Raw genomic sequence first — 13483 nt, 5'->3', positions numbered from 1 at the left:
GCTGTCAGGCCGCCGCGGCCGCGAGCGGCTCGAGGCCGCGGATCTCGCGGATGCCCAGCCCCGGCGCGTCGGTGATCGAGATCTCCGATTCGTTGAAGGTCACGCCGCCGTCGACCGGATCGAAGGCGCACAGCGACGGGCCGTCGAGGTCGACCTTGGTGATCACCCCCGACTTGGCCACCGCCACGTGCACCGCGGCGGCGACGCTGATGCTGGTCTCGAGCATGCAGCCGATCATGCACTCCACGCCGTAGAGCGCGGCGATGTCGGCGATGCGGATGGCGTTGGAGATGCCGCCGGTCTTCATCAGCTTGATGTTGATGATGTCGGCCGCTCGCGCCTTGATCAGGTCGATCACCTGCAGCGGGCCGAACACGCTTTCGTCGGCCATGACCGGCGTGTGCACGCGGTCGGTGACGTACTTGAGGCCGTCGATGTCCTGCGCCTTGACCGGCTGCTCCAGCAGTTCCAGGCGCACGCCGGCGTCCTCGAGCGCCTGCATCGCGTAGACCGCCTGCTTGGCGGTCCAGCCCTGGTTGGCGTCCAGGCGCAGCAGGGCGCGGCCCTCGACCGCGGCGTAGATCGCCCGCACCCGCTCGATGTCGACGCCGATGTCCTTGCCGACCTTGATCTTGAGCGACTCGAAGCCGCGGTCCACGGCCGACAGCGAGTCGGCGACCATCTTGTCGATGTGGTCGACGCTGATGGTGATGTCGGTGGTGATCACCGGCTCGCCGCCGCCGAGCATCTTGTACAGCGGCGCGTCGTACAGCTGCGCCCACAGGTCGTAGACCGCGATCTCGACCGCTGCCTTGGCGCTGGTGTTGCGCTCCAGCGCGCCCTGGATGAGCCGGGTGATGCGATTGAGGTTGGCGATCTCCTCGCCGATCAGGCGCGGGGCGATGAACTTGTTGATCGCCGAGACGATCGAGCCGTGGGTGTCGCCCGTGATCACCGCCGTCGCCGGCGCCTCGCCGTAGCCGACGTGGCCGGTGTCGGTATGGATCGTGACGACGATGTCCTCGACCGTCTCCACCGTGCGCAGCGCGGTCTTGAACGGCGTTTTCAGCGGGACCCGCAGCATGCCGAAGCGGATATCGGTGATCTTCATTGGCTCGCCTTGTCTGATGGATGCCGCTGTTAGGGGCGGATCCGCTGGATGTTGGTCATGCGGTCGACGTAGGTCTGCGACGCGTTGAATCGAAGCGGAGTCAGGGGAGTCACGGAGACGCCGTTGAGGCGGCCGCGGACCAGTTCGCCGTCGGGGCCGAGCCAGCTGCCGCCGTTGGTGTCGTGGATGACGTACGGCATGCCGTTGTCGTGGCCGATCACCATCATCACGTGGCCGGGGATGTAGACCAGGTCGCCGACCTGCAGTTCGGAGGCCGCATCCATGCGCTTTTCGCGGCTGTCACCGGCGTCGAAGGCGAGGCGGTTGAGTGCCGGGCTGACGCTCTGGGCGCTGGTGTTGCGCGGCAGCTGCACGCCGAAGCTGCGGTAGACCTCGGAGACGAAGCCGCTGCAGTCGCGGGTGCCGTAGGAGTGCCCCCAGCCGTAGCGCTCGCCGAGGAACTTGAAGGCCTGGCGGATCAGGTTGGCGCGGGTCAGCGGCAGGTAGTCGGCGGACACGTCGGCGGTGCGCGGCAGCAGCGCCGGGACGATGCGCAGGCTGCCGTCGTCGTTGCGCACCGGCAGCTCGACCACGTGCGAGGCATAGGCGGCCTGGCCGTTGACGGGCCTGGTGCCGGGCCAGTCGCGCAGCACCGGGACGCGGATGCCCATGTCCAGCTGCAGGTCGGACACGGCGGGCAGGTCGGGCGTGAACGTAGTGCGCACCTTGGCGCCGGTCACGACCAGGTACGGCACCTTGCGCGCGTAGCCGAAGACCTGGGTCTTGCTGCCTTCGGCCACGTACTGCTTTTCGATCCACGCCGCGTAGCGTTCGCTGACCACGAACAACCATTCGCCGTCGCCGCTTTCGTGCACGATCGCCACCGGCGTGCCGGGGAACAGCGCGCTTTCCTGGAAGCGGTCGATGTCGGTGTCGTCGTCGCTGCTGAACACACGGGTCGTGGTCGGGAAAGTGCGCAGGGCCGCGCGATGGACCACAAGGCCGTAGCGGGTCTTCTGCGTCTTCGGGATCGCCTTGAGGTTCAGCGCGGCGATGTAGCCGTCGATGGCCTTGCCTGTCACCGGCTTGCCCTGCACGTCGTACAACTGCCTCTGCGGGCGCGAGGACAGGTCCTCGATCCATTCGCGCACGCGCGCGGCGTCCAGTTCGGCCGGCAGGCCCTCGACGTCGTGCATCGACGGATCGGTCTGCTGCAGTTCGCGGTTCTGCAGCGCGATGGCGCCGCGGTCGAGCACGACCCGGTCGGCCTGGCGCTGGCGATCGATCCAGTAGTCGGGGGTGAGCTGGTTGCTGTCGACGCCGATCACGCCGGTCGGGCGCGGCGCGATGCGCGCGTCGGCCTGCGGGGCGAGCGCACCCGCGAACAGGCCCAGGGCGGCGGCGAGGAGGAGGGTGTGCTTCGTCATCGGAACGTTCCTGCGTCAGCGTGGAGTTTCAAAGTGTCGGCGACCGGCCTGAACGCACGTGTGGACGGCGCGCGAAGACGCAGTGGACACCCGGATGCACGGCTCCGAATTATTCCGCACTGCAGCATGGAGATTCCCCCGGGAGCGCGGACAGTGCGCCCGCCGCGGCCATCATGGAATACATATTTCTTCCGATGCAAGTTTTCCGAATAAATTATTGACGATGGTCGGGCTGCATGTTACACAGCCGTGACGATGGGGCACCTGCAGCGGGGCGTTAAACGGCGTGGACTTCACCTCGATCGAACCGGTTCAACAGCCAGCGGCGATGTCGGTCGCGGCAGTCGCGCGGCGGTGCCGCAGGCTTGCCATGGCGCTGTGCGTGGCGATCGTTTCCTGCCTGTCATGCGCGCAGGCGGCTGAGGCTGCAAATCTTGCGGTCGAGCAGATCGCCGGACTGGTCGACGACGGCAGCTTCAAGGCCGCCGAAGCCGGCATTGCCGAGGCGCTTGCACAACCGGGCCTGACTCCCGCGCAGCAGCGCGCCTACGCCTGGCAGCGCGAGCGCATGCGCCGCATCCTGCTCGACTTCACCCTCGACGAAAGCGAAGTCCAGGCGCGCGTGCGCAAGCAGGTCCCGGACCTCACCGACGCGGAGTTCGCGAAGTGGCGCGACGCGGGCCTATTCGAACGCCAGGTCATCGACGGCCGCACGCTCTACTTCAACCGTTCGCCGTCGAACCTGTTCCGCCTCAGCGACGAAGCGCTCGCGCGTCGCGACCCGGCGGCGCGGCCGATCACCGACGGCCCGATGGAGTCGCTCAACGCGCACCAGCGCGCGATCCGCGACGCCGCGCTGGCCGAAGGACGCAGCAGCGTGCTGCCGCTGCGGCTGCGCATGACCCAGAAGTTCACCGTCGACGCCGACGCCGTGCCCGCGGGCGAGACGGTGCGCGCGTGGATCCCGTACCCGCAGGCGATCCCCGGCCACCAGGAAGACATCCGCTTCGTCGCCAGCGAACCGGCCGCGCACGAGATCGCGCCGGAGTCGGCGCCGCAGCGCACGGTGTATTTCGAGAAGCCCGCCCGCGCCGGTGAGCCGACCGAGTTCTCGATCACCTACGAACTGACGATCTTCGGCCAGTACCACGATATCGACCCCGGCAGGGTGGCGGCCGCCGACATCACGCCGGAGCTTGCGCCCTTCGTTGCCGAGCGCGCGCCGCACGTGGTGTTCACCGACGACATGCGCGCGTTCTCGCGCAAGGTCGTCGGCGACGAGACCAACCCGTACCGCATCGTGCAGAAGCTGTTCGCCGCGGTCGACGAGATCCCTTGGGCCGGCGCGCGCGAGTATTCGACGATCTCCAACATCAGCGACTACGCGCTGCACGCCGGCCACGCCGACTGCGGCCAGCAGACGCTGCTGCTGATCACGCTGCTGCGGATGAACGGCATTCCCGCGCGCTGGCAGTCGGGCATGGTCTTTTCCGACGGCAGCTACAACAACATCCACGACTGGGCGCAGGTGTACGTCGCGCCCTACGGCTGGGTGCCGATGGACGTGACCACCGGGCGGCTGGCCGCCGACAAGGGAACCGGCGACGACCCGTCGATGGAATGGTTCTACCTCGGCGGACTCGACAACTGGCGCATCGCGTTCAACCAGGACTGGGACCGCCCGTTCCAGCCGCCGAAGCAGCATTTCCGTTCCGACAACATCGACTCGCAGCGCGGCGAGGCCGAGTGGGACGGCGGCAACGTGTACTTCAACCAGACCGGGTACGACTTCGAATGGCAGATCCTGCCGTAGAAGCAGGGACGCACCCAGCGTTACATCACTGACTGATTTCCAACCAGGCAATCCACAGTTACCGACGGGGAGAGGGAAATGAGAAGCAAGCAGAACATGCGCAGACGCGCGCTTTGCATGGCGATGGGAGCGTGCCTTGCGTCCATGGCCGCCGCGCCGGTGTTCGCGCAGAGCGTGACGGGTGCGGTTGCCGGCCGCGCGGAGGCTGGCCAACAGGTGACGATCAACAATCCGTCGACGGGGTTGACGCGTTCGGTGACCGTGAGTGGCGATGGCAGCTATCGCATCGGCCAGTTGCCCCCGGGCGACTACACCCTGACGTCGGGTTCGGGAGAACCGATTTCGGTCAGTGTTTCCATCGGCGGGACCACGACGGTCAACCTGACCGGCGCCGGCGCGGTGGACCTGGCTGCGGTGCAGGTCGTCGGCTCCCGGGTGATCAATCGCGTGGACGTGCGTTCCACCGAATCGGCGACCAACATCCGGCGCGAGGAGATCGCGCGGATGCCGGTGGACCAGAGCCTGGGTTCGGTCGCGCTGCTGGCGCCGGGCGTGGTGGCGTCGGGCGCGACCTTCGGCGGCCTCACCTTCGGTGGCTCGTCGGTGGCCGAGAACGTGGTCTACATCGACGGCATGGACGTGACCGACCCGTATCGCCGCCAGGGCTATTCGACGGTGCCGTTCGGCTTCTACGAGGAATTCCAGATCAAGACGGGCGGCTACTCGGCCGAGTTCGGCCGCAGCACCGGCGGCGTGATCAACGCCGTGACGCGCTCGGGCAGCAATGAGTTCCATGCCGGCGCCGAGTTCACGATCGAGCCGGCGGCCTGGACATCGGCACGCGACGACCAGTTCCACAAGGACGGCACCATCGACGAGCGCGACCGCAGGAGCCGCGACGACGGCTCGTTCTACAAGGCCAACGTCTGGGCGTCGGGCGCCATCATCAAGGATCGCCTGTTCTTCTTCGGCATGTACGAACAGCGCGACAGCAATCCGCACGACATCGATACCATCGAGGCCTGGTACACCGACAGCAACAACGACTTCTGGGGCGGCAAGCTGGACTGGCAGATCAACGACAACCACCTGTTGTCGTTGCTGGCGTTCTCCGACGAGTCCGAGTCCGACACCACCAAGTACGACTACGACTGGGATACCGCGACGCGCGGCGACGAGGTGGGCCAGAGCTACGACGGCTCCGGCGGCGACAACTGGTCGCTCACCTACACCGGCAACTTCACCCAGAACTTCGTCGCCAAGGCGATGTACGGCGTGAACAAGCGCAGCGCCACGGGCGGCAGCCCCTGGGACGGGCCGTGCAGCATCGTCAGCCGCGACAGCACCTACGACGAACTCTTCGGCCAGGCGACGATCCAGGAGGGCTGCCACCCGAGCAATGCCAGCGTCAGCAGCCGCTACGACAAGCGCGAGGCCGCGCGCCTGGACTTCGAATGGACGCTGGGCGACCACCTGCTGCGCTTCGGCGCGGACCAGCAGGTCATGGACTCCACGAGTTCCAGGATCTACCCGGGCGATGGCGTGAGCTACAGGTTGACGGGGGCCCCGACTCCTGAAGTGGAACCGGGGGATCCGCCGCCCACGAACAATGGCGTGCTTCCCAACGGCACGCCCATCCCCCTCGACGTGCATGCCTACGTGGATGCCCGCCGCTACATCACCGGCGCGCCGGTCAGCACCAAGGCCCAGGCGATCTACATCGAGGACGTCTGGAACGTCACCCCCAACCTGCTGCTGAGCCTGGGCGTGCGCGCCGACAAGTTCGAGAACACGCTCGCCTCGGGCGCCACCTTCGCCAAGGCCGACTTCAGCGACATGATCTCGCCGCGCGTGGGCTTCAGCTGGGACATCAAGGGCGATGGCACCACCAAGCTGTTCGGCAACGCCGGCCGCTACTACATCCCGATCACCAACAAGCTGATCGACTATTTCGGCGGCGGCACCACCGACGAGCACACCTACTACGTGCTCGACCACATGGAAGAACGCATCGACCCGGTTACCGGCGCGACCTACCTGTTCCCGGTGATCGGCGAGCAGCTCGGGCCAGTCAACACCGAGGGCAACGTGCCCGCCCCGGACGACGTCCGCACCGCGGTGGCCCGCGACCTGAAGCAGGTCTACCAGGATGAGTTCATCCTCGGCTTCCAGCAGGCACTCAACCAGGCCTGGTCGTGGGGCGTGAACGCCACCTACCGCGAGCTGAACCGCGCCGTGGAAGACGTGCGCATCAACCACGTGGAAGGGTGCCCCTGGTACTCGGGCGACTGGCCGATCATGAACCCCGGCGAGACCACCACGCTGTGGTGCCCGGACACCAATGACTGGGTGACGTTCGACAGTTCCCAGGACGGCTACGAGGCCTTGGGCAGCGGCAACGTCATGGGTTACAAGCGGCCCAAGCGTACCTACAAGGCCGTCGAGTTCCAGCTCGACCGCGCCTGGGACGACAAGTGGGCATTGAACCTCAGCTACGTGTGGTCCAAGTCCGACGGCAACATCGAAGGCCCGGTGAACTCGGACACCGGCTACAACGACACCAACCTGGTGCAGTACTACGACCACCCGGCCGTGAACGAGCGCTTCGGCCCCACGTTCAACGACTACCGCCACCAGATCAAGGTGCGGGGCAGCTACAAGTTCAACGACATGTGGACCGTCGGCGCCACGCTGTCGGCGCGCTCCGGCGGCCCGATCACCGCCTTCGGCGTGCGCTGGCCCGACGACAACCGCAGTGCCGGCGGACCCAGCGAGTTCAGCGGTGGCGGTTCGGGCTGGCTGTGCGAGGCCGGGTGCGACGACTGGACCACGCGGCAGCTGGTCTACACGGAGAAGGGTGGATTTGGCCGCATGCCCTGGGTCACCAACCTGGGCGCCAGCGTGATGTGGACGCTGCCTTCGGACAGGATCGACCTCAAGGCACGCTTCTCCGTCTACAACCTGCTCGACAAGCAGACCGAGATCAACGTGCATTCCCGCTACGAGAGCACGCCCGGCAACAAGATGCCGTACTTCGGCGAGGCCACCGTCTGGCAATCGCCGCGCTACATGCAGCTGGTCGTGACCTGGAACTTCTTCTGATCTCCTCCCATGGGCGGCCCGCGCGTCGGGCCGCCCTTTTTTTCGCCTGCGCGCGGCGGCAGGATGGCTGCGACCGGTTCGATGGACGCTTGCCATGACATTCACGCGCCTGCCTTTCCACCTGATCACCTTCGTCCTGCTGGGGATGCTGTCGATGGCGGCCCCGGCGCGGACACCCGACGGCACGGCGTTCGATGCGACAGCGATCGATAGCGCCTTCGACGACACCGTCGCGCGTTATGAACTGCCGGGGCTTGCGGTCGGCGTCGTCGTCGACGGCGAGGTCGTCTACATGCGCACCGCCGGCGAACTCGAAGCGGGCGGCGGCCAGCGCATCGACGAGGACACCCTGTTCAAGATCGCCTCCAACACCAAGGCGATGACCACCGGCCTGCTGGCGCGGCTTGTCGACGCGGGCAAGCTGGAGTGGAGCGACCCGGTGGTGAAGTACCTGCCGGACTTCCGGATGTTCGACCCGTGGGTCACGCGCGAGATGCAGGTGCGCGACCTGCTGATCCACAACAGCGGCCTCGGGGCCGGCGCGGGCGACCTGATGCTGTGGCCGGGGCCGAACCATTTCACCCGCGCCGACGTCATCCACGGCCTGCGTTACCTCAAGCCGGTCTACAGTTTCCGTTCGCGCTACGCCTACGACAACACGCTGTACATCGTCGCCGGCGAGTTGGCTGCCGCCGCCGGTGGCGCGCCGTACGAAACCCTGGTGCGGCGCGAGCTGTTCGAACCGCTGGGCATGGCCCGCTGCCAGGTGGGCGCGTGGGACCGCGACGCGGTCGGCAACGTCGCCCAGCCGCACGCGCGGCGCGACGGGAAGAACGTGGTCACCGGCGCCGACGGGGCGACGGTCCCGAACGTGCCGATGATGGCCGCCGGCGGCATCCGCTGCAGCCTGCACGACATGCTCGCGTGGGTGGCGATGTGGCTGCGGCCGGAGCAGTCCGGGCTCGTCGACGGCAAGCCCTGGCTGTCTGCGGAGCAGCGCGAGGCGGTGTGGTCGCCGCAGACGATCATGCCGCTGTCGCAGCGCATGCGCGACTGGGATGACAGCCACTACTCCGCCTACGGTTACGGCTGGCGATTGACCGACGTGGACGGCACGCAGAAGGTTTCGCACACCGGCACGCTGTCGGGCATGTACTCGGCGGTCACCCTGCTGCCGCAGGAGGGCGTCGGCTTCGTGATCCTGATCAACACCAATGCAGGCGACGCGCGGACCGTACTCAACCAGGTGCTGGTCAAGCGGTTCACCGCACCGGAACAGCAGCGCACCGTGGCGTACTACGCTGGCCTGCTCGACCGCGATGCGCGCGCGGCGCGGGTGGAGCGGCTGGTGCCGGATACCTCTTCGCGCAGGCCTGCCACCGCAGCGGGGATGGCCGGCGTGCTTGGCATCTACCGCGACCCGTGGTTCGGCGACGTGTCGATCTGCGAAGCAGGCGAGGGCGTGCGCTTCGCGTCGGCCAAGTCCCCGCTGATGACCGGCGACGTGATGCGCGTCGGCGACCGCCTGCTGGTGCAGTGGCTGCGCCCCGATATCGAGCCGTGGCTGCATTTCGGGTCCGCGGATTCGCGACCGATGACGCTGGAGATGTCGAAGATCGACCCCGATGCGGATTTCAGCGCCGATTTCGAGGACCTGGCCTTCGTGCGGACCGGCGACTGCCCGGCGGCACCGCGCGTTCCGGCCGTATCGCCGGCCGGTGACGCGCAGTCCGCGGGCATGGCCGACATCCGTGAACTGGTGCCCGACATCGCCCAGGACATCCGCTACGCGGGCAGCCACAACTTCGTCGGCACGCCCATCGATGGCTATGACGCGCCGCGCTGCTACCTGCTGCGTCCGGTGGCCGAGGCCCTGCAGCGGGTGGAGGCGGCGCTGCGCGAAAGCTACAGGCGCCTGCTCGTCTACGACTGCTACCGTCCCGTGCGGGCCGTGCAGCACTTCATGCGCTGGGTGCGCGATGCCGACGACCAGAAGAACAAGGCGGAGTTCTATCCGCTGCTCGGCAAGGACATGCTGGTGGGGCAGTACATCGCCGAGCATTCGGGCCACAGCCGCGGTGCGACCCTCGACCTGACCCTCATGCAGTGCGACGACCGCGGCGAAAACTGCGAGCCGCTCGACATGGGCACCGGGTTCGACTATTTCGGCGAACTCGCGCACACGGACTCGCCCAACGTGACCGCTGCCCAGCGCCGCAACCGTCACCTGCTGCGCGACGCGATGCAGGCCCAGGGCTTCGCCAACTACGCCGACGAGTGGTGGCACTACACGCTCAAGCCCGAGCCCGATCCGGGCATGGCCTACGACTTCCCGCTGCGCTGAGCGTGACAGCCGCGAAAAAGAAGGTTTTTCTCCCAATTGAGTGATCATCGCGACCCGGACAGGCGGTCTGAGACGCGGGCTTCGGAAGCAGCGTCGTCCCGACCGGGGCATGCTCCCCGGCTCGACAGGCATCCATGCCTGACTCGCCGCCGCAGGCCATCCATGGCCTGCTTTCCGCATGCCCCGGTCGGGACGACGCGTCGGCGATTCGCTGTCATGGCTTCTTCATCGGCAACCGAAGATCAAAAGCCGTCGGGGACGTAACCCCGACCTACGCGGCTTCAACCGAAGCGACGAAGGTCACATCAAGGTGAGCCGTGTCCCGGCCGACAGGGCATGGCATCCGCCCGGAGCCCGCATGGTCGATCTGCCCGCCGACGCCCGCGGATGGGCGAAGAACAAAAAAGAGGCTCTTCCTCCAAACAAAAACCCCGCCGATGGCGGGGTTTCCGGGATTCCCTGAAGAAGGGATGGTGGAGCGGATGGGGATCGAACCCACGACCTTCGCGATGCGAACGCGACGCTCTCCCAGCTGAGCTACCGCCCCACGAGGCTGCGGATTATACGGAGCCGCCGGTCGCGAGGCCAGAACCTTCCGCATCCGGCGCAAGCAGGGGCGCGAGCAGCGGTTCGAGTTCGGCGCGGCGCCAGCCCGAAAGCGGCCCGGGCCAGTCCTCGCCGGGGCCCCGGGCGGCTCCGAGCAGCTGTTCGAGCCAGCGTCGGGAGGCGAGCACGCCATCGGGCAGGCCCAGTTCGGCGCTGCGCGTGGACGTGGCTTCCTGCAGCCGCCGCAACGCCTGCTTGTCGCGATCGTCGTTGCGCGGCTCGGGAGCCTGCGCCTCGTCGTCGAGCGGGGTCTGCAGTGCCTGCCAGATCGCTTCTGCCAGCTTGCGCGGCGCCTTTGGATGGGCGTCGAGCTGGCGCTGCAGCGCGGGCAGGTCGGGCCCCGGGTCGCGCGCCAGCAGCACGGCCAGTTCGTTGTCGAGGATCCAGCTGCGCGGGCGGTCGGCGCGGCGCGCGTGGGCCTCGCGCCAGCGCAGCAGGCGCAGCAGGCGCAGCTGTGCCGGCCGGTCGAGGAACTGCGCCGCGCGCAGCGACAGGTGCGGCCAGCGGTCGCCCGCGTCGCGCTCGGCATTGGCGACCATGCGCGCACAGTCTTCCTGCAGCCAGGCTTCGCGCCCCAGTTCGTGCAGGCGCGCGGCCAGCGCGTCGTGCAGTGCGAACAGGTGGCGCACGTCGTCGGCGGCGTATTCGAGCTGCGTGGGCGACAGTGGCCGGCGCAGCCAGTCCGAGCGGGTCTCGCCCTTGGGAAGCGAGATGTCCAGCAAGTCCTGCACCAGGCGCTGATAGCCGATGCCGGCGGCGATCCCGGACAACGCGGCAGCCGCCTGCGTGTCGAACAGCGGCTGCGGCACCACGCCGCAGGCGTGCATGAACGCGACCAGGTCCTCGCTGGGGCTGTGCATCACCTTGAGCACGGCGGTGTCGGTGAGCAGCGGCCGCAGGGCGTCCGTGATGCCCGGGGCGAGTGGATCGACCAGCAGGATGTCGTCGTCGCCGTCGCCGAGCGACACCTGCACCAGCGCCAACTGCGGCCAGTAGGTGCGTTCGCGGATGAATTCGGTGTCCAGGCCGATGCGGCCGGGGTGCTGCGCGATGCGGCGTTCCAGTTCCGCGGGGTCTTTGATCCAGTGGGGCACGGCGTCGTGGTCGAATGGCAATGGCGCAGCCTACCGGGCGCAAGCGGGCAGCGGCAAATGGCCGACGGGGCGGCGCAGGCCCGTGCGCATGCCAGGACCCCGGGCGATGGCGTAATCTGGCGGCCCGTTTTCATGGAGCCGGGTTTGCGCGGAGTTTGCCGGATCGTCGTGCTGGCGTTGCTGCTCGCGGGTTGCACGCGCAACCCGGGCGAGCCCGCGCGCGACGAACAGACCGGCAGCGCCGCGCAGGCGCACGAGGGCATCGTCACCATCAGTGGCGACGATACGATCCTCGAATCGCTGACCTGGCGCCCGCCGGCGGTGGAGATCCCGCCCGACGGCCTCGACGACGCCATCGAGCGCGCCGGGCAGGCGTTGGAGGACGGCAACCTGTCGGCGGACGCGGAATCGGCGGTGCCGCTGTTCCTGGCACTGTCGAAGCAGGCCCCGGACAACCCGCAGGTGCGCGACGGACTGCAGCGCGCCCTGCAGGCGGTGGTCGCTCGCGGCGACGAGGCGCTGTCGCGCGCCGGCGATGACATCTCCGCATTGCGCCAGGCACACCAGATGGCGGCCGTGGCGCGGGCCGTGGACGGTGGCAACGAAGCGGTCGTCGACTACCTCGAACGCGTCGACCAGGCCGACACGCTGTGGGAACTCAACCGCGACGGCGAGCACGCGCTGGCCGGCGGCCGCTACGGCGAGGATGGCGGCGGTGCGCTGGCGAAGTTCCGCGAGGCGCTGGCGCTGCAGCCCGGCCAGCCGCGCGCGATGCAGGGCCTGGCGGCCACCGAGAGCGCGATGATCCGCAGCGCCGAGATCGCCGCGGAGAAGGGCGACTTCGACGGTGCGAAGCGCTGGCTGGCAGCGGCCGCGAAGGTCCGCCCGGAGATGTCCACCGTGCCCGACGCCGTCGTCCGCATCGAGCGGCTGCGCAGCGCCCGCATTGGTCGCCTGCGCGACCTGGGCGTCGCGGCGCTGGGGCGGGACGACGGCATCGCCACCGCGCGCCGGCGGCTCGCGGAGATCCTGCTGATCGCCAGGCCGGGCGACCCGGTTGCCGCGGACCTGCGCGAACGCATCGACCTGGCCGAACACTACGGGCAGTTCCGCCCCGGCCAGCAGTTCACCGACGGGCTGGAGCACGGCGCGCGCGGGCCGCAGATGGTGGTCGTGCCGCATGGCGCATACCGCATGGGCGCAGGGGCCGACGACATGCACGCCGACGACATCGAGCGCCCGCAGCATGCGATCCGTTTCGACCGTGGATTCGCGATGTCGATCACCGAGGTCACGGTCGGCGACTACCGCCGCTTCATCAACGCCACCGGGCGCGAGACGCGCGCCGAACGCCGCGGTTATTCGATGGCGTACGACGAGCGCAGCGGCAACTTCGCGCGGGTGAGCGGTGTCGACTGGCGCAGCGACTACGCCGGCGCCCCGGCCAGCGAAGACCAGCCGGTGCTGCACGTGAGCGCCCGGGATGCCGAGGCCTACGCCAAGTGGCTGTCCGAACAGAGCGGGCATCGCTACCGCCTGCCCAGCGAGGCCGAGTTCGAGTACGTGCTGCGCGCCGGCAGCAGTTCGGTCTACCCATGGGGCGAGGGCGCCCCGCCGCGCGACGCGGGCAACTTCACCGGTGGCGGCGACCGCTCTCCGACCGGGCGCCACTGGAACAATGCCTTCGACGACTACGCCGACGGCTACTGGGGCCCTGCGCCGGCCGGGCGCTTCGCGGCCAACCGGTGGGGCGTTGCCGGGCTTGCAGGAAATGTGAGCGAGTGGGTGGCCGACTGCTGGCATGATGGCTATCGGCGCGCGCCGATGGACGGGACGGCCTGGCTCAACCCGGGCTGCCGGACACGGGTGGTGCGCGGCGGTTCCTGGGCCAGCGCACCGGCCCAGACGCGCTCGTCGTGGCGCGCGCCCGCGGGCGTGGACAGCACCAACGGGCGGATCGGCTTCCGCGTGGTGCGCGAGATCTAG

General features: G+C 68.5%; 7 protein-coding genes and 1 tRNA gene. 4 read left to right on the top strand and 4 right to left on the bottom strand.

All coding sequences use genetic code 11. The features are described from left to right. Positions 1-4 precede the first annotated feature (4 nt). Together ACFONC_RS07140 and ACFONC_RS07135 are read right to left on the bottom strand one after the other, a co-directional pair. Complete coding sequence (locus ACFONC_RS07140) at positions 5-1111, bottom strand: dipeptide epimerase (RefSeq protein WP_386743012.1); 1107 nt, start codon at positions 1109-1111, stop codon at positions 5-7. A gap of 29 nt (positions 1112-1140) precedes the next feature. Further along, positions 1141-2538: a C40 family peptidase gene (locus ACFONC_RS07135; protein ID WP_386743011.1), complete on the bottom strand. Its 1398-nt coding sequence runs from the start codon at positions 2536-2538 to the stop codon at positions 1141-1143. A 370-nt stretch (positions 2539-2908) separates the two neighbouring features. Between ACFONC_RS07135 and ACFONC_RS07130 the strand changes: the two genes are divergently transcribed. From ACFONC_RS07130 to ACFONC_RS07120, 3 genes are all read left to right on the top strand, one after another. After that, complete coding sequence (locus tag ACFONC_RS07130) at positions 2909-4351, top strand: transglutaminase-like domain-containing protein (protein ID WP_386743010.1); 1443 nt, start codon at positions 2909-2911, stop codon at positions 4349-4351. Between the two features lie 144 nt (positions 4352-4495). After that, on the top strand, positions 4496-7453 hold the full coding sequence (locus ACFONC_RS07125; protein WP_386743009.1) for a TonB-dependent receptor: 2958 nt from the start codon (positions 4496-4498) through the stop codon (positions 7451-7453). Positions 7454-7547: 94 nt separating this feature from the next. Continuing rightward, a complete protein-coding gene (locus ACFONC_RS07120) occupies positions 7548-9797 on the top strand; it encodes a serine hydrolase (protein WP_386743008.1) in 2250 nt (749 codons plus the stop codon). A 471-nt stretch (positions 9798-10268) separates the two neighbouring features. On the opposite strand, the gene ACFONC_RS07115 is transcribed toward ACFONC_RS07120, so the two are convergent. Together ACFONC_RS07115 and rnd are read right to left on the bottom strand one after the other, a co-directional pair. After that, a tRNA-Ala gene (locus tag ACFONC_RS07115) sits at positions 10269-10344 on the bottom strand. Positions 10345-10357: 13 nt separating this feature from the next. After that, on the bottom strand, positions 10358-11497 hold the full coding sequence (rnd, locus tag ACFONC_RS07110) for a ribonuclease D (RefSeq protein WP_386743085.1): 1140 nt from the start codon (positions 11495-11497) through the stop codon (positions 10358-10360). Between the two features lie 132 nt (positions 11498-11629). Here rnd and ACFONC_RS07105 point away from each other — a divergent pair, with 132 nt between their 5' ends. Next, entirely contained in the window at positions 11630-13483 is a 1854-nt protein-coding gene (locus ACFONC_RS07105; protein ID WP_386743007.1) for a formylglycine-generating enzyme family protein, read from the top strand.

This window comes from Luteimonas soli, from assembly GCF_042648865.1.
Classification (GTDB): Bacteria; Pseudomonadota; Gammaproteobacteria; order Xanthomonadales; family Xanthomonadaceae; genus Luteimonas; species Luteimonas soli.
This window is presented reverse-complemented; position numbering and strand designations above follow the sequence as displayed.

What these genes read in the sequence shown, in the direction of transcription:
- ACFONC_RS07120 (WP_386743008.1), top strand. Translation starts at nt 7,548, where the DNA reads ATGACATTCACGCGCCTGCCTTTCCACCTGATCACCTTCGTCCTGCTG.
- ACFONC_RS07130 (WP_386743010.1), top strand. Translation starts at nt 2,909, where the DNA reads ATGGCGCTGTGCGTGGCGATCGTTTCCTGCCTGTCATGCGCGCAGGCG.
- ACFONC_RS07140 (WP_386743012.1), bottom strand. Translation starts at nt 1,111, where the DNA reads ATGAAGATCACCGATATCCGCTTCGGCATGCTGCGGGTCCCGCTGAAA.
- ACFONC_RS07105 (WP_386743007.1), top strand. Translation starts at nt 11,630, where the DNA reads ATGGAGCCGGGTTTGCGCGGAGTTTGCCGGATCGTCGTGCTGGCGTTG.
- ACFONC_RS07125 (WP_386743009.1), top strand. Translation starts at nt 4,496, where the DNA reads ATGGCCGCCGCGCCGGTGTTCGCGCAGAGCGTGACGGGTGCGGTTGCC.
- ACFONC_RS07135 (WP_386743011.1), bottom strand. Translation starts at nt 2,538, where the DNA reads ATGACGAAGCACACCCTCCTCCTCGCCGCCGCCCTGGGCCTGTTCGCG.